Source organism: Candidatus Kuenenia sp., from assembly GCF_039794105.1.
Lineage (GTDB): Bacteria > Planctomycetota > Brocadiia > Brocadiales > Brocadiaceae > Kuenenia.
In genome coordinates this window covers 25,164-42,516 of sequence record NZ_JBDIWA010000011.1, presented here as the reverse complement: position 1 = coordinate 42,516, position 17,353 = coordinate 25,164, and the positions used below count along the sequence as shown (strand labels likewise).

At 39.8% G+C, this 17,353-nt stretch carries 14 protein-coding genes and 1 tRNA gene; all 15 read left to right on the top strand.

The features are described 5' to 3' along the window. Window positions 1–43: 43 nt before the first annotated feature. The 15 genes from ABJL82_RS07640 (at window position 44) to ABJL82_RS07570 (ending at window position 17,112) form a co-directional block, all read left to right on the top strand. The gene (locus ABJL82_RS07640; protein WP_347274138.1) at window positions 44–1,759 is read left to right on the top strand and encodes a penicillin-binding protein 2; all 1,716 of its coding nucleotides are present in this window, start codon (window positions 44–46) and stop codon (window positions 1,757–1,759) included. Window positions 1,760–1,966: 207 nt separating this feature from the next. Continuing rightward, window positions 1,967–2,230, top strand: coding sequence for a hypothetical protein (locus tag ABJL82_RS07635; RefSeq protein ID WP_347274137.1), 264 nt, complete (start codon window positions 1,967–1,969; stop codon window positions 2,228–2,230). 26 nt (window positions 2,231–2,256) lie between these two features. Next, window positions 2,257–3,726, top strand: coding sequence for a UDP-N-acetylmuramoyl-L-alanyl-D-glutamate--2,6-diaminopimelate ligase (locus ABJL82_RS07630; protein WP_347274136.1), 1,470 nt, complete (start codon window positions 2,257–2,259; stop codon window positions 3,724–3,726). Window positions 3,727–3,739: 13 nt separating this feature from the next. Next, window positions 3,740–5,257 carry a Mur ligase family protein gene (locus ABJL82_RS07625; protein WP_347274135.1) on the top strand — a complete coding sequence of 506 codons (1,518 nt, stop codon included), beginning with the start codon at window positions 3,740–3,742 and terminating at the stop codon, window positions 5,255–5,257. A gap of 21 nt (window positions 5,258–5,278) precedes the next feature. Next, a complete protein-coding gene (gene mraY / locus ABJL82_RS07620; protein WP_347274134.1) occupies window positions 5,279–6,355 on the top strand; it encodes a phospho-N-acetylmuramoyl-pentapeptide-transferase in 1,077 nt (358 codons plus the stop codon). 24 nt (window positions 6,356–6,379) lie between these two features. Then, window positions 6,380–7,579, top strand: coding sequence for a putative lipid II flippase FtsW (gene ftsW, locus ABJL82_RS07615; RefSeq protein WP_347274133.1), 1,200 nt, complete (start codon window positions 6,380–6,382; stop codon window positions 7,577–7,579). 214 nt (window positions 7,580–7,793) lie between these two features. Further along, on the top strand, window positions 7,794–8,918 hold the full coding sequence (gene murG, locus ABJL82_RS07610; RefSeq protein ID WP_347274132.1) for an undecaprenyldiphospho-muramoylpentapeptide beta-N-acetylglucosaminyltransferase: 1,125 nt from the start codon (window positions 7,794–7,796) through the stop codon (window positions 8,916–8,918). Between the two features lie 21 nt (window positions 8,919–8,939). Further along, window positions 8,940–10,448 (top strand): UDP-N-acetylmuramate--L-alanine ligase, encoded by a 1,509-nt coding sequence (gene murC / locus ABJL82_RS07605; RefSeq protein ID WP_347274131.1) that lies wholly within the window; start codon window positions 8,940–8,942, stop codon window positions 10,446–10,448. Window positions 10,449–10,492: 44 nt separating this feature from the next. Continuing rightward, window positions 10,493–11,497, top strand: coding sequence for a D-alanine--D-alanine ligase (locus ABJL82_RS07600; RefSeq protein WP_347274130.1), 1,005 nt, complete (start codon window positions 10,493–10,495; stop codon window positions 11,495–11,497). Continuing rightward, window positions 11,478–12,398 carry a hypothetical protein gene (locus tag ABJL82_RS07595; RefSeq protein WP_347274129.1) on the top strand — a complete coding sequence of 307 codons (921 nt, stop codon included), beginning with the start codon at window positions 11,478–11,480 and terminating at the stop codon, window positions 12,396–12,398. Before ABJL82_RS07600 ends, ABJL82_RS07595 begins: the two co-directional genes overlap by 20 nt. A gap of 294 nt (window positions 12,399–12,692) precedes the next feature. Continuing rightward, window positions 12,693–12,779, top strand: a tRNA-Leu gene (locus ABJL82_RS07590). Between the two features lie 124 nt (window positions 12,780–12,903). Further along, the gene (gene gspD / locus ABJL82_RS07585) at window positions 12,904–14,910 is read left to right on the top strand and encodes a type II secretion system secretin GspD (protein ID WP_347274128.1); all 2,007 of its coding nucleotides are present in this window, start codon (window positions 12,904–12,906) and stop codon (window positions 14,908–14,910) included. A 12-nt stretch (window positions 14,911–14,922) separates the two neighbouring features. Beyond that, on the top strand, window positions 14,923–15,390 hold the full coding sequence (locus ABJL82_RS07580; RefSeq protein WP_347274127.1) for a type II secretion system protein: 468 nt from the start codon (window positions 14,923–14,925) through the stop codon (window positions 15,388–15,390). Further along, window positions 15,383–16,186, top strand: a complete 804-nt coding sequence (locus ABJL82_RS07575; protein ID WP_347274126.1) for a prepilin-type N-terminal cleavage/methylation domain-containing protein — start codon at window positions 15,383–15,385, stop codon at window positions 16,184–16,186. Before ABJL82_RS07580 ends, ABJL82_RS07575 begins: the two co-directional genes overlap by 8 nt. 128 nt (window positions 16,187–16,314) lie before the next feature. Further along, window positions 16,315–17,112 carry a general secretion pathway protein GspK gene (locus ABJL82_RS07570; RefSeq protein WP_347274185.1) on the top strand — a complete coding sequence of 266 codons (798 nt, stop codon included), beginning with the start codon at window positions 16,315–16,317 and terminating at the stop codon, window positions 17,110–17,112. Window positions 17,113–17,353: the final 241 nt, after the last annotated feature.

Below are 17,353 nucleotides of genomic sequence, written 5' to 3'. Positions count from 1 at the left end.
AAATTTTTAAAGGTATTTTTTTCTATTCTAAGGAAAGCCGGTTATGTATTTTAAAAACATGCACAGGTTTTGGACGAATACGATAGGTTTTATGCTTATTTTGGTCTTCATAGGGTTGGCAGTAAATTTATGCCGTATACAGGTACTTGAGCATGATAAATATTTAAAACTGGCCAAAGCACAGCAAAGCAAGAAGGTAACCTTATCCGCAAGAAGGGGGTTGATATTGGATAGAAACGGTAGGAAGCTTGCGGAATCTTTACGTGTCGGCTCTGTTTATGCAAACCCTTCTGCAATTAAAGACGTTTCTGTAGTCGCCAGCCACTTAAGCAAGGTCTTACACCTTGACCCCTCAAAAGTATCTGCAAAACTCGAAAAAGATAAAAAATTTGTCTGGATAAAGAGAAGGGTCAGCGATGAGGAATTGAAAGAGATTCGGAAGCTCTCCTTGCAAGGGGTGCATATTGAGCATGAGTATCAGCGTTTTTATCAAAATGGCCCATTAGGAAGCCATGTTATCGGGTTCACGGATATCGATGAAAATGGTCTTGAAGGTATTGAATTGTCATGCAATCAAACATTGCTCGGAGAGCCTGGTTATAAAAGGATGTACCGCGATGCCCAGCAAAGCAATATTTTAACGGCAGACACAGAGATGCGGCGCCCAAGGCATGGAAACAATGTTATGCTGACAATTGATGCGAATATTCAGCGTTTTGCCGAAGAGGAACTGGAGAATCTTGGCAAAACATGGTCGCCGGCCTCTGCTACAGCGATTGTGATGGATACAAGCACCGGAGAAATCCTTGCCATGGCGAATCTGCCTGCATATGATCCAAATAATGTTGGCAAATATCCTGCGAGTGCAAGAAAAAATCTGGCAGTCACCGATTATTATGAACCGGGTTCAATAATAAAACCGATTGTGCTGGCCGGCATATTTGAAAATAAACTTGCCAGGCCGAATGATATGATTAACTGTGAAAATGGAAGATATGTAATGGGGAAAAGAATATTACATGATTCGCACCGCTACGATACCCTTACTGTTGCAGAAATTGTTACCCATTCCAGTAATATCGGGATGGCAAAGCTGGGTATGCGCATGGGAATCGAAAGGATGTATCGTCACCTTGAACAGTTTAATTTTGGGAATAAGTCTGGTATTGAATTATCCGGAGAACAGGCGGGAATTTTTCGTCCCCTGAAAAGCTGGTCTAAGCAATTTTCTTTAGTATCGGTTTCAATAGGCCATGAAATTGCCGCAACACCGCTTCAGTTTGTCACTATATTTAGCAGTATTGCAAATGGCGGTCTGCTGTTAAAACCAGTAATAATAAAGTCGATTACCGGCAATGACGGCAAGGTTAAAGAAGAATATAATGCGCCTCAGGTTATCAGGCGTGTAATGAGCGAAGAAGTTGCCCGTGATTTGTTAAATCCTATATTAGTTGATGCCGTGAGAAATGGCACTGGGAAGAGGGCTTTTTTAGCGGAATATGAAGTTGCCGGAAAAACAGGGACGTCCCAGAAGGTTAACAAGAGCGATGGTCGTTATTCGCGAAATAAATATATCGCTTCCTTTGTCGCATATGCTCCGGCGGAGAATCCCCGTATTTGTGTGTTAATAATGGTTGATGAACCAAAGGGCGCTTATTATGGCGGCACTGTGGCAGCTCCGTCAGTGCGGGAAATTATCAGAAAAACGCTGCAGTATCTTGAGGTAGAGCCATTAAAATTAAAGATGGCGATGCACTGACTATTGGTACAATGAAAAAAGGAAAGGGGTTGTAGGGACACGCCATGGCGTGTCCTTACAAATTGAGAATTGAATATTGAACATTTTTCCCTGTCTGCGGAATTTGGGAAAGAGCATTTTGCTTCTTCAAAAAACCAAAGTGTAACAAAATAATGGTAAATATATTTGTTATAATTATAGCACTTAGCGGAAATGGGAGGAGGAATAATGATGGGGCCGAAGGATTTAAACAAGAAAAATTTTATTTTATGGTATAGTTTGTATGCTTCCCAAAAAGAATTAGAAATGGCGCGGGCGAGTAATAGAGAAACGCTGCATAGGCTTTTAAAGGAATATGCAGAGGAGGTTGACAGGGTAGACAATACGAAGCGTTTATACGAACGGATTGTTCAACCGCAGAGCCTGGGCACACAAGGCTTCGATGGCGTACTGAAAATTGATTGTTTTTCAGGTAATGAAAAAAACATTTAGTTTAATGGGTTTTTGAAGGTCGCAAAATGAAATTAAGCGAAATTTGTGCTGTTTTAGAAAAATATACGTGCAATTCCTTTACGGAAAAAGTCGTTTTAGGGCTAACACACGATTCCCGTAAAGTGAAAGAGGGGTATATTTTTGTTGCTATAAAGGGTTATAAATCTGATGGTCACGATTTTATTACAATGGCAATAGAGAAGGGAGCTATCGCCGTAGTTGCGGAGAAAGGTGTTGACTATGTTATACATGTTCCGCAAATTGTTGTGCCGAATGCCCGGCGGGCGCTTTCTCTTCTGAGTGAATGTTTTTATGGCTATCCTTCTTCAAAAATGACAATAGTAGGTATTACCGGAACGAATGGCAAGACAACTACTTCGTTTTTTACGAAGTCTATCATAGAATCTTCCGGCAATAAGGCGGGGTTAATAGGAACTATATATTATCAATTAGGGAGCAGGATTATCCCCGCAAATGAAACCACCCCTGAATCCGTTGATATACAATCACATCTTTCAGATATGCTTAACAACAATATACGATATGCGGTAATTGAGGCAAGTTCTCACGCACTTTCGCAGCACAGGCTGGACGGAGTGCATTTCCGTTCTGCTGTTTTTACCAATCTGTCTGCGGAACATCTCGATTATCATGAAAATATTAAAAATTACAGAGAAGAAAAAATTAAATTGATGAGGGGATTAGATGAAAATGCGTCTGCGGTGTTAAATGCCGACCATACTTCAAGCAAATATTTTGTAAAGAGCACTGCCGCACAAATAGTGTGGTATGGGATAAAGGATACGTCTGCACACGTAAGAGCAGAGATAATAAATATGGGGGTTAACGGAACAAGGTTTTTATTGATTTCTCCCTGGGGAAAGGAAGTTATTCACTTAAAATTAACAGGCAATCATAATGTTTATAATGCACTGGCAGCCGCAGCGACGGGGTTTTGTCTCGGTTTTGATATGGAAATAATAAGAAAAGGCCTTGAATCTTTAAATAACGTTCCCGGCAGGCTGGAAAAACTGGAATACGGTCAGGATTTCCACGTTCTTATTGATTATGCACATACGCACGATGCGTTACAGGTCGTTTTAGAGACTCTTAGAAGTATCGCAACCAGGAGGATTATTTTGGTATTTGGCTGTGGTGGAGACAGGGATAAAGGGAAAAGGGCAAAGATGGGGCATATCGCAGAAAAATATTCAGATTTATTTTGGATAACAAATGATAATCCCCGTTCTGAAGACCCGCTTGATATAATACGTGAAATACAGAAAGGAATAAAGCGGGATTCGTGCTATAAAGTTCAACCGGATAGAAAAGTTGCAATTGAAGAAGCCCTCCTTGAGGCGAAAAAGGGCGATGTTGTCGTTATTGCAGGAAAGGGTCACGAACGTTGCCAGATATTGAAAGACAAGAGTATTCTTTTTGATGACCGTGAAGTGGTAAAGCAGGTATTATCCGGCACTATGGTATCTCAAAATTAGGCGATGAATGAAAATGGACGCAATTTCTCTTGAAGAAGTGATACAAGCCGTTAACGGGAAAGCGATATCGAATGGCAGTGGTTTAATGGTGAATGGCGTTTCTGTTGACAGCAGAAACGTCCATAAGGGCAATGTGTTTTTTGCTATAAAAGGCGACCACTACGACGGGCGTCAGTTTATTGAGCAAGCCTTTGATGCGGGTGCAATTGGTGCGGTGGTATCAAAACAAGGTGGAATTGATATTAGCGGCAAGTGCCTCCCTCTGATTTTGGTAGATGATGTTAAAACCGCATTGGGCGATTTAGCGAGATATTACCGCCGGAAATTAAATGCAAAGATCATAGGTATCACAGGAAGTAATGGCAAAACCACCACCAAAGAGATGTTATATCACCTGCTTTCTCATTTTGCCCCGGTAGTAAAACCACAAAAGAGTTTTAATAATTTTATCGGTGTTCCCCTGACTATATTTGAAATTGAGTCAAAACATAAATACGGAATACTCGAAATGGGTACAAATGCTCCGGGAGAGATATTGCGTCTTTCGGAGATTGGTTTACCCGATATAGCGGTAATCCTGAATATTTCCAAAACACACCTGGAAGGATTAGGGAGTATTGAGGGCGTCGCATTGGAAAAGGGTGATATAGTAAAAAATCTGAAAGAAGACGGAGTTTTTGTATATAACGCTGATAACCCGTGGTGCTGTGAAATTGCGGACAAATTCGGAGGCAATAAGATAAGTTTTGGCTTCGGTCCGAATGCGCAAATAATAGGTACTGATGTAAAGAAAAAAGGCAATGGTTCTGTGTTTACAATCGATATTGATTACAATACCCCCCCATGCCCCCCCCACTGGGGGGTTAAAGGTGTGAAGCCCGCATCAGGAGCCCTTCCCAAAACTCTTCCCTCCCTCTGGGGGGGGCGGGGGGGTTGCCGCAGGCAATTCGAAATACAACTTCACGTTCCAGGTCATCATAACATTAGCAATTGTCTGGCTTCGTTTGCGGTCTGCTATGCGCTTGGCCTCGATATAAGTGGACTTCATAATGCCTTTCTCTCATTTAAATTGCCAGACATGAGAATCGATTCTCAGCAGATAGGCAATGTCACCTTTATTAATGATGCTTACAATGCAAACCCGGAATCCATTTTTGCCGCCTTGAAATATTTTGAAGAAATTGACGTGGTGGGGCGGAAGATATTCATTTGCGGAGATATGCTTGAACTTGGAAAAGAATCACATGCCCTGCATAAAGAAGTCGGGGAAAAGGTGTCTGCGCTTAATCTGGATTTATTATGGACGGTGGGTAAATACGCATCTGATATTGCAAGCGCTGCAAAAGATGGCGGCATGGATGTGGAAAAGGTGTTAAGTTTCCGGAGTCTTGATGGCATCACGGAATATGACATGGGTGAATTCAGGGAAAATGATGTAATACTTATTAAAGGTTCCAGGGGTATGCACATGGAAACTATCATTGATAAATATCGGGAATATTTCTCTCCGCGTGTACTTACTCATAACTGATGTTATTTAAGAGGGCATGGATTGTTATACGGTTTATTGTATTCAATGTTTTCGTTTGAAATATTCAGGTTAATCTCCTTTCGTTCCTGCCTGGCGGCATTTACGGCATTTTTAATAAGCATTATTTTCGGCTGCTGGTTTATCAGGAAATTTCGTGCCTTAAATTATGGAGAAGACACTACGAAGACGGATTCAGAAGAATTGAAAAAATTGCACTTTTCAAAAAAAAACACGCCAACAATGGGCGGGATTGTTGTTTTGGTTTCAATATTAGTCGCTACGTTATTTTGGTGTAATATTTACAATATTTACGTTTTGTTATTGATGTTTACATTGATCTGGTTTGGCGTAATCGGTTTTATTGATGATTACATCAAGCTTACACAAAAGAACTCGTCCGGCCTGACAGATATATCAAAATTATTATTCCAGTCTGCCTTAGGGCTTATCCTTGGATTGATATTATATTTTTATTCCAGCAAGTTCACATGGGGCACTCAGTTGATGATTCCGTTAATGAAGGACTTGAGGCCGGAACTGGGACCTTTTTATGTCATAATAGTCACTTTTTTTATTGTAGGCATGTCAAATGCCGTGAATATAACGGATGGCCTGGATGGATTGGCAATAGGATGCAGTATAATTGCAGGCATCTCTTTTGCCATTATTGCGTATATTTCCGGCAGGGTTGACTTTAGTGAATATTTGAGAATTCCTTACATTCCCGGCGCCGGTGAATTGAGTATTTTCTGCGCCGCACTGGTAGGGGGCGGTATGGGGTTTTTATGGTACAACAGTTATCCTGCACAAATTTTTATGGGAGATACAGGTTCTCTGACGCTGGGTGGGATGCTAGCATTAGTGAGTATTATCGTAAAACAGGAAATATTGATGATTGTTATAGGGGGTGTTTTCGTTGCGGAGGCAGTATCGGTGCTTGTTCAGATATATTTTTATAAAATTACGAAGAAAAGAATCTTCCTGTGCGCCCCTTTGCATCATCACTTTCAATTTGCGGGTTGGCCGGAATCGAAAATTACCCTTAGGTTTTGGATAATTGCAGCGTTGCTGTCAGTCTGTAGTTTTATGCTTTTGTGATTCAATTTAATCAGGAGAGATATTTTGAAATCATGGCACTGTCTCGTATATATTGTCGTTGCACTACTGGGTTTTAGTATTGTCACTGTTTATAGTACTGACACGGCAATGTTTGCGGCAGGCAGCAATGGTTATCAATTTGCCAAACATCTTTTATGGATAGTATTAAGTTTGGCGGTGTTATTTGCTATGTCGTCTGTCGATTACCGGCATTTACAGAAATTAACGTATCCGATTATTGCGGTATCAGTGATTAGCCTTATACTTGTGCTGTTGCCAGGTGTTGGAACGGTAGCCAACGGCGCTAGAAGATGGATCCGATTGGGCGGTATTGCGGGTATTCAGCCGTCTGAATTTGCAAAATTGGCTATGATTATATTTATATCGAACTATATAGCCAAAAATCATAATCACATGCATAGCTTTAAAAGAGGGTTTTTAATACCTCTGGGGTTCATAACACTGATGGGCGGGCTAATACTCCTGGAACCAGACTTTGGTACAGCGGCGTTTATCGTTATACTATTAATGTTGATGTGCATGGTGGGGGGCACGCGGATTATTTTTATCTTTTTTACTTTGCTTGCGTCGGCGCCGTTTATCTACGAATTGATTTTTAGTGTTACGTATAGAAAAATACGATTTACCTCATTTCTCGATCCGTGGCAGGACCCGCAGGGGACTGGCTATCATGTAATACAGTCATGGATTGCCCTTGGTTCCGGAGGGCTGACAGGCCTGGGACTTGGCAATAGCAAACAAAAACTGTTTTTCTTACCGGAAAGCAGCAGTGATTTTATATTTACCGTCATCGGGGAAGAATTCGGTTTTATTGGGGGAATGACAATTATTGTCCTTTTTTCATTACTGCTATGGCAGGGGTTGAAAATTGTCAGCAGGACGAAGGATGTGTTTGGTTTCTTTTTAGGACTTGGCATTACCATGATGTTTGGTTTGCAGTCAGTTATGAATATTGCAGTCGTTTCCGGTATTATACCGACAAAAGGTATTCCATTGCCGTTTCTAAGTACAGGGGGTTCTTCTTTGTTATTTTCAATGCTTGGCATAGGGATTTTGGTTAATATTGCGAAACAATCTTTCGGTTGTGACACAGACAAACTATTGAACGATGAGGTGAAAGAAAAACTATCCGTTAATGAAAGGTTTTTCCCCGTGAGAATTACCGGTAAAATAATTTCTAAGATATCCGCATTTTCATGGTAGTTGTTAAAAAAGGGGAACCACAGATTACACAGATTGCACAGAGTAGAAAATTCGTCACAAGCTTACAATTGACCAATGACTATTGACCAATGACCAATGACGAAAATCGAAATAAGAGATATTATTTCGCTTTCGTTTCCATGTTCCGGCTTGGAACTAACGTTTTTAAATGTTTTAATTACTGATGGCAATTATTGAAAATAGGGGTTGAGAAATGAGAATAATATTTGCGGGCGGCGGCACAGGCGGCCACCTTATTGCTGGAATTAGCGCTGCAGAAGAAATTCGTATGAGATTCCATAATGCAGAAATTATGTTTTGCGGCACGGAGAAAAAGTTTGAAGAGGAATATGTAGTACAACAAGGGTTTCAGTTTCAGAAAATACATGCAAAAAAATGGGAAAGATCATTTAAGGGAATTTTTGTATTTCTTAGAATGGCAATTTTGGGGGTGATTGAATCTCTTTTCCTGCAGCGAAAATTCAAGCCTGATATTGTAGTAGGGTTGGGGGGATATGCTTCTTTTGCGCCAATTATTGCGGCAAAATTACTGTGCATCCCTTCCGTATTGCTTGAACAAAATGTGGTGCCAGGCAAGGCGAATTTGTTTTTGGCAAGATGGGCGGACGAGGTATGTTGCCATTGGCGTTCTTCTCTCAAATGGTTTGCGAAGGCAAGGAAGGTAAATGTTACCGGGACGCCTATCCGTAAGGGGATAGTGTCTGGCAGGAAGAAGAATTATTATGAAAAGTTCGGTTTTGATAGCGCAAAATACACCATTGTAGTCACCGGCGGTAGCCAGGGCGCACAGGCAATTAATGAGGTTATGGTGAAAAGTCTACATAAACTGGAACCGTTTTCAGAGAAAATACAAATAATTCACTGTGCGGGCGAGCATGGATATGAATGCGTAAAAAAAGGATACGGGCAAACAAAGATTAATTCATTTGTATGTAGTTTTTTAAATGAAATGGATGCGGCGCTCAATATAGCAGATATTGTTATATGCAGGGCAGGTGCAACAACAATTGCTGAAATTACTGCAATTGGTATTCCTGCTATTCTTATACCCTATCCCTACGCCGCTGATAATCACCAATACTGGAATGCAGTCGAAGTGGAGAAAAACGGCGGTGGATATTTATTACCGCAGATTGATTTAACGCCTGAAAAGATTGTTGAAGTTATTATTGACCTTTTCAGAAACAAGGAAAAATACGAGAGAATGAAGATGTTTAGCAAAGAAATGGGGCGCCCGGATGCCTCTGTTTGTGTTGTAGATACGATAAGCAGACTAATTAGTTACAGGGAGACGCGGGTAGCATTGCTCGCCAGATAACTCATTATACAACAAAAACATATGGATATATCCTTAGCGCATACAACATCATCAGTTAATAACAGATTTTTTAATTACAAGCCTTTGCGCGGAAACCGTGTTTATTTTATCGGGATTGGCGGGAATGGGATGAGTGCGCTTGCACGTATTCTTGTGAGTGAAGGGTGTATTGTTGCCGGTTCAGATATCCTGCTATCGCCGCTTATTTCTTCACTGGAAAAAATAGGAGTGACGGTTAACTCAAAACAAGATGGCAGTATGATGTCATTGGAAACTGATATGGTAATAGTTTCTGCCGCGATTCAGGAGGGCAATCCAGAACTGAAAGTTGCCAGGCAATCGGGCATTAAGGTGGTAAAATACTCTCAAATACTTGGCTCTTTAATGCAGGAAAAGAGAGGCATTGCAATTAGCGGCACACATGGAAAAACAACCACCAGCGCAATGATTTCCACTATTTTAAAAAAAGCGGAATTGGATCCTACTTATGTTATCGGTGGAGAAGTCCCTGATATCGGAGGAAATGCTCATTTAGGAAAGGGGAATTTGTTTGTGGCGGAGGCCTGTGAGTATAATAGTTCATTCCTCGACCTGGTTCCTTCTATAGGAGTGATTACAAATATAGATGAAGATCATTTAGACTATTATGGCAATCTTGAAGAAATAGTAAATGCTTTTGGGCATTTTGCAAACCTGATAGCAAAAAATGGTTTGTTAGTAGTGAATGATGATGACAGAAATGTTGCAGTTGCTGCGAAAAGAGCCGTTTGTAAGAGAGAAACTTACTCACTACGGCATACTTCTCATTGGTATGCAAAAAAGATTCTTCCTGCTATTCAGGGTATAAATAAATTCAGGGTTTACAATAGAGGCAAAATCTTCGGTGATTTTCGGTTAAAGATTCCAGGGTCGCATAACATATTGAATGCACTTGCCGCTATTGCCGTTTGTACATCTATTGGCGTTGATAAAGAAGTTATAAAAACTTCATTGGAGTCTTTTAAAGGTGCAAAAAGGCGTTTTCAAATTGTTGCCATAAAGAATAATATTACAATAATTGATGATTATGCTCACCATCCCACGGAAATAGACGTCACACTGAAAGCGGCGCGCGAGCTTTATCCCTCAAGAAGAATATGGTGTGTATACCAACCGCATCAGTATAGCAGAACCAGGCATTTATTGAAAAAACTCTCGGAATCGTTTTATCTTGCAGATAAAGTGGCGCTGGCAGATATCTATGAGTCACGCGACAATGATTTTGAAAAAACTTCAATTAGTTCATTAAAATTGTATGAAGAAATTCGCAAAACAGGCGTCGATATACAATATTATCCGCAAATGGAACACATTACAGACATGCTTTGTTTGAATGCGAAGCCTGGAGATGTTATTATTACGATGGGTGCGGGCGATATTTGGAAAGTGGCGCATGAACTTGCGGAAAGAATAGGAACAGCACATAGCGCAGCCTTTGGCCGCAACCAAATTCGAAATACGAATATCGAAATACGAAACAAATTCAAATGACAAAAAACCCAATATTCCAAGGAACACTATAAAGCGGGTATAAAATGAGAACACGAAATATTGCAGTACTGATGGGGGGCGTTTCTTCTGAGCGTGAAATATCTTTACGGTCGGGTAATGCCGTAGCAAAGGCGCTAAAAGAAGCGGGATACAATGTTATTTGTATTGATGTAAAGGATGAAGACATAAAAGAACTTGATCATAAGGAGATTGATGTTGCATTCATTGCATTACACGGATACTTTGGAGAAGACGGGGGGGTTCAGCAGCTTTTGGAAGTAAAAGACATTCCCTATACAGGTTCAGGGGTTAACGCCAGCAGGATTGCCATGGATAAGGTGGAATCGAAACGATGTTTTTTGGATGCCGGACTCAAGACTCCGGAGTATTTCTTGCTAAAGAAACCCGTAAATCTGGCGGAGATAGAGCAAGAGATTCAAGGGTTTGGTTTGCCAGTAGTAATAAAACCAACGAACGGCGGCTCTAGCATAGGGGTATCCATAATTAAAGACGGCAGCCATTTTCATTCTCATGTTGGAGAAGCATTAATGTGCGGCGATGAAGCGTTTGTTGAAAGATATGTATCTGGCAGGGAGTTAACGATTGGGATACTGGATAACAGGGCATTGCCAATTATAGAGATTTGTGTATCAGATGCTTTTTTTGATTATAATGCGAAATACAATAGCTGTAAAACAAGATATTTTGTAATAAATAAAACCTTTGAAAACAAAACAAACAAATTGAATACGCATGGTTGCGATGTTGGTTTTCTGGATGCTGCGTTGTACGATAAAGCTCAGGAATTGGCTATTGAGGCACACAATGCTATAGGTTGCAGAGGGTTTTCCAGAGTGGATATGTTGCTGGATAATAAGAATGATTTTTACATATTGGAAGTCAATACAATACCGGGTTTTACAGAAAAAAGCTTATTGCCGATGGCGGCAAGGGCAGCAGATATTTCTTTCACATCATTATGTGAAAAAATTGTCGATCTTGCTTCACAAAAGAGTTTTGTAAGTATAGATGGGTCGATTAAAAATTAAAAAATCTCTGAACCACACATTTACATTCAAATCTCTTGTGCCTTCTATTTTTGAAAAACTTCATTGGTTCAATCGGCAGCTATACCCATTTTTATTAAAATTTGCGGGAGTGGTTTGTATTGTAATTTTTACCATTTGGGGATTAAAGGAAGTATGGAATACACTCACCGATTTAAGTATATTTAAAGTGAATCCTGCTACTTTGACATTTAATGTGCCGCCATGGATGGATAATCGTTTTTCCGAAGATATAAAACAAGTAGAGGCATTGCATGGCCATTATAGTTTATATGAAAGGGACATAGCGAATAGGATAGCAACGATATATGGCGATATGGTAGTGATTAAAAAAGTTGATGTGGTAAAGCGTGTATTCCCCAATAAACTCAACATCAGGTTTACGATGCGCAGGCCGTTTGCTTTGATAAAAAAAGGGGAGAATTTTTATCTTGTTGATGAAGAAGGGGTATTGTTGCCAAAAGAATATTATAAATTCTCTGATGTCGATTATATAAGCCCTTACATTCAAAGCAGAAAGTTATCCAGGCTGCCATTGCCGGGAAAAGAGTGGAATGATAAGAAGATAAAGGCAGGAATAGCATTGGTGAAATTTCTCAGGATAAATAACATACACAACCTCTTTGGGATTGTATCTGTGGATGTAACAAATGTGCATAGAGAGAAATATTCCCGGGGAAGTGATATTATTTTGTGGACGGAAAACAATACACAGATTCGTTGGGGATGTTCTTCATTATTCAAGCCTCCGGATGAACTCACCGACGAAGAGAAACTTCAAAATCTCTTGAGTATTGCAAAGATTGAGGGTACGAGCTTGAAACAAATGGAGTATGTTGACGTGAGATGGAGCAAACCTGTCGGCAAAAGATGGGGAAACTAAAAGGTACAAGGGGGTAAAATTATTTGACATTTCATGCTATGGTGATAAAATTTACTAGGTTTTTTAAGTGATTAGATAGATATAAGTTAAGAAAAATGTGTACACCTCTTGAAGGGGTATTGATTTTGATTGCCTGTTTTGCGAAGGTAATGAATATATTGAAAGAAAAGGGTTGTTTAATAGTATAAATGGAATAATATAATAAAGTATTAAAAGTATCATTGAAGTTGAGAAGATCGGAAGTTGTTATAAAAATAGACGGAAGTTGCCACAGTAAAAGCACATCAACAAAATGCGGAAGTGGTGGAATCGGCAGACACGCTAGCTTGAGGGGCTAGTCCCTTAACCGGGGTGGGGGTTCAAATCCCCCCTTCCGCACCATTCGATATTCCCCCGCCAGTTAAATTTGGTATGACAATGCAATTGATGACACATCTACAAACATAAATAAAGGGCACAAAGTAATGTTCGGATATTTTTCTCTTTTTGGAGCGGCAGCGTGGGAATGAATAAATGCACACGTGTTTTTATCATGATTGTTTTTGCACTTTTATCCGGGTGTAAACAAACGCAGATAAAGCAAACAGATTTTACACCTTTTAGAAAACCCATTTCACTTTCAACTACCACGGAAAAAGTAGAAAAAAAATCGTGGGAATATGAAGTGATGCCGGAGAAGGAGGTTTTAGGAGAAAAGAAAGAGGGAATACCGGATGAAATTATATATCCTTCTGAGTACAGAAGGCCTGAACCGGCGCTCTATAAACCAGCGCATACCGGGGAAAAAATTGATATTGCACTCAACTTTGATGATGCTGAAATCAAGGATGTGGTACAGGTAATATTGGGGGAAATTTTAAATGTAAATTATGTGTTGGATAAAAGAGTTGGGGGAAAAGTAAACCTTCATGCCAGCGGAGAAGTCTATCGGGAAGAATTGCTCTCTATGCTTAATTCATTACTTTATGTGTATAATTTTACGATACTGAAAGACGGGAATCTATACAATGTGCTGCCGCAGGCGGAAGCCAGACGGGAAACAAGTATCATTATACACGGAGATAAAATTCCCGAATGGAGTAAAGATATTATTATTCAAATTGTGCCATTGAGGTATGCCGACCCGAAAAAATTGAGTTCAACAGTGAAGCAATTCATGTCGAGTATTGGAAATATTGTGACCCACGAAGACTTTCCCTATTTAATGATTATCGATAATGCCTCTGTAATGGAAAAACTGCTTACCATAATAAAAATATTTGATGTGCCTTTTTTAGCAGGGAAAGCCATGAGGTTTTATGAGTTTAAATATGTTGATGCACGGAATATGTCGAAGGACCTTGGGAGTTTGGCAAAATCTTTAGGGGCAAAGGTCGGAGGGGACGGGGAATTTGATTTTGTACCATTCTCAGATACAAATAAATTGATAGTGATTACGAAACTCCCGGAACTCTTGCCTAAAATAGACATGTGGATAAAAAATATCGATGTCCCCCCCACGCAGTTAGACGAAGAAATGAGAGTATATATCTATAAAGTTCAGCACCAGAAAGCAGAGACAATTGTGCCGATTATCACTCAGATGTATAGCGAAAAGATGGCGGCGCAGCCGAAGAAGCTGGGAAGAGATATAGTAGAATCAATGAAGGTGCTTGCGGATATTGAAACCAATTCGGTCATTATCAAGACCTTTCCCAGTGATTACAAGAGCATTAAAGCTATTATAGAAGCAATTGATGCAACTCCGCAACAGGTATTTATAGAAGTATTGATTGTAGAAGTCACTCGTAACGATACTTTAGACTACGGAACGGAGTGGTTGTGGTCGGGAAGCAATTTGCAAGTATATGGGGTTGGTGATATTGCACGGGCTGCTGGTAATGCAGCGGTGCAGTTTACCAATACATTTGCGAAAGGGAGCTTTGAAATTCTTATGGATATTCTTGCTGTGAGTTCTAATGCAAAAATACTTTCTGCGCCGCATATATTAGTACGGGACGAACAACCGGCAAGTATTCAGGTGGGAGAAGAGGTGCCTATTCTTACCGGTTCCGGACAACAGACGGGCACTACGGTTACTTTTGAACAGGTACAGTATCGCGATACCGGTATTATCCTTACCGTTACTCCACATATTGCCGAAAACGGACTTATTACCCTGGAGGTAAATCAGGAGGTAAGCAACGCTCAGGAAACAACTACTGGTGTTAGTGATTCCCCGACGTTTTCTACTCGTCAGGTGCAAACTTCACTGGTGATAAAAAGCGGCCATACGATAGGTCTTGGCGGTATTATTGAACAAAAAAATGAGAAAAGTGTGAGCAAAATCCCTCTTTTGGGCGATATTCCCTATCTGGGAAATTTGTTTAAGGTGACGTCGCTTATTGATAAGAGGACTGAGTTAATAATGTTAATTACACCATATATTGCAAATAACGCAGAAGATGCCGATTCGTTAACGCAGGCATTTGAGAGAAAACTGCAGGAAATTGATTTTCTGTTAAACCAGTAGGCAGGTGAGGTGATGAAATTCATTTTGTTTCAAAAAAGAAAAGGATTTACCCTGCTTGAGGTTATGGTTGCGATGGCAATTATCGGTGTTTCCATTGGCATTTTTTTCAGCATGGTGGGTAATTCTTCGAAAATAAGAGGGAAAATCGACGATCATACAAATTCGCTGTTGCTAGCTAGGACAAAAACAGAAGAATCCTTTTTGGGAATACTTGATGGGATATACACCAGGCTGGATGAAAAAACAATATATGAGGGGGTTACCGAAAAGGGTATTAAATGGAAAATCCTGGAAATTGATAAATATAAAGAAGCGCGTATGAGCTTTGTGATGGATGGGGAGGATGAGGAGAGAGAATTACCCCCGGAAGGTTATACGGCATTAAATACACAAGTAGAAGGGATAACGATTGATACGGTAACATTTATCGAACAGAAGAAAAATGATACTATAAAGAAAAAGAAGAAGGGGAATGAATAGTAATTATTGTAGCGTATATGATGATGCGGTTGGCATACATGACAAAAAAGGCTTCACATTATTCGAGTTACTAATAGCTCTTTTTGTTGGTATGGTGCTTGTAATGTCAGGGGTGTATGCGATCAGGATTGGCTTGTTTTCTATGGAAAAAGAGGGTGTTTGGTTCAGTGATTCCACAAGGGAAAAAGCGGCCTTTGATTTCTTTTGGCAACAGGCGTCTGCCTTATATAACCAAAAACTCCCGAAAGAAAACAGACTTCTTAATGATAATGTGAAAAAAAAGAAGGATAAAATGTTTGTAGGCGAAGAAGATTTTCTTGCTTTTGTCTCGCCGCTTTCTTTAAAAAAACATTACTCACAGGGATTGGTAATTGCAAATTATAAGGTGAAAATGAATGATGAGGGCAGGTTGGATTTGATTTATGCTGAAACACGGTTGAATCCAAAATTGTTAATGGATTTGGCGGAAGGATTTAAAACGAATTTTCGTCCGGAATCTAATGCCGTTTTGTATGAAGAGTATACGGTATTTTTTAATGACTGTACATCCGTTGCATTTGAATATTTAGTTTCAGAGGAAGACGCAATGGACGATGACGTGGATATTGCAGGAGGGGAAGTGCCTCCTTCTCAACAGAGTGATAATAGTAAAGAAGGCGTGAAAGCAGTATGGAAGGGAAAAATTATAGGGAAAATCCCGAAGGCAATAAAACTAACGGTAACAAAAAATGGGGAAGAACAAACGCTTATAACTCCAATTATGGCTATGTACTCGTTTTTAGCCTATGGACAATAGTAGTTATAGGATTTATCGCATTAAGTTTTACCCGTAATACCGGTATTGCGATAAAAACCGAATTGGCGTTTACTGAGCGTATAAAAAATGTGTATGCCGCCAGAGGGGCATGTATTTATGCGATAAAAATGCTATTGCTCCCGGAAAAACAGGTTAAAAAAACAGAGGATAATAAAAAAAAGCCGCACGGGAAAGAGAAGAAGGGACAAAGTGTGCGTCAATGGGTACCAAGCAATAAACCGTATTCTGTATTGATAGGGGATAGGAATTGTGATGTGCATATTCACGATGAAAGCGGCAAAATAAACATAAATAAGATTACTGATGAGACGAAACAGGGTTTTATTAAATTCCTTTTAGCCCTGAAGATCGAAGAACATGCAGCAGAAATTATAACGGATTCTATTTTGGATTGGGTGGATGAGGATGATTTGCATCATGTAAATGGAGCGGAAAAAAATTACTACAGCTCATTACCAGAACCTTACGAACCGAAAAATGGGGCATTTGAGATAATTGAAGAGCTAACATTAGTAAAGGGCGTTACCCCGCAGGTATTTGAACTATTACGTGAGCATGTAACCATCTATGGAGCCGGCAAGATTAATGTTAATTTTGCTTCTAAAGAAGTGTTGCTTTCCGTGCCAGACATTACATCGGAATTAATTGACGCGATTATTCAATATAGATATGAAACCGGGAAAATAGAAAAATTTAGAGATTTAAAGGAATTATTCAGAGGGTATGGGGTCATAGGCAAATCCTTTCAGGAAGTGACGAAATATTTAACCGTGTACGATTCAAGTTTTTTGACAATTAATTCTCTTTCGTACCCTGAAAAAGCAGAAAACTCTTATGGCTCTTACAAGATGATTGTGCGGAAAGGCAGCGGTGATTTTACTATTATTGCGGTATACCCTGATTAATAGTAACACTTTAGTTTTTTTGAAAAATTCCAACAATAACAACCTTTGCCGCATGGTGTAGGGGCGAAGCATTTGCTATAACTGGCATACATGCGTTCATACCCAAATATGCAAATGCTTCGCCCCTACGGTTTCAAAAAACTAAAATGTTGCGAAATTTTAAAATTGTAGAACGAAGCGTCTGCTTCGTTATGAGCGAAGTGGCACTTCGCCCTACATTCAGAAAATCGCCTAAGGATTA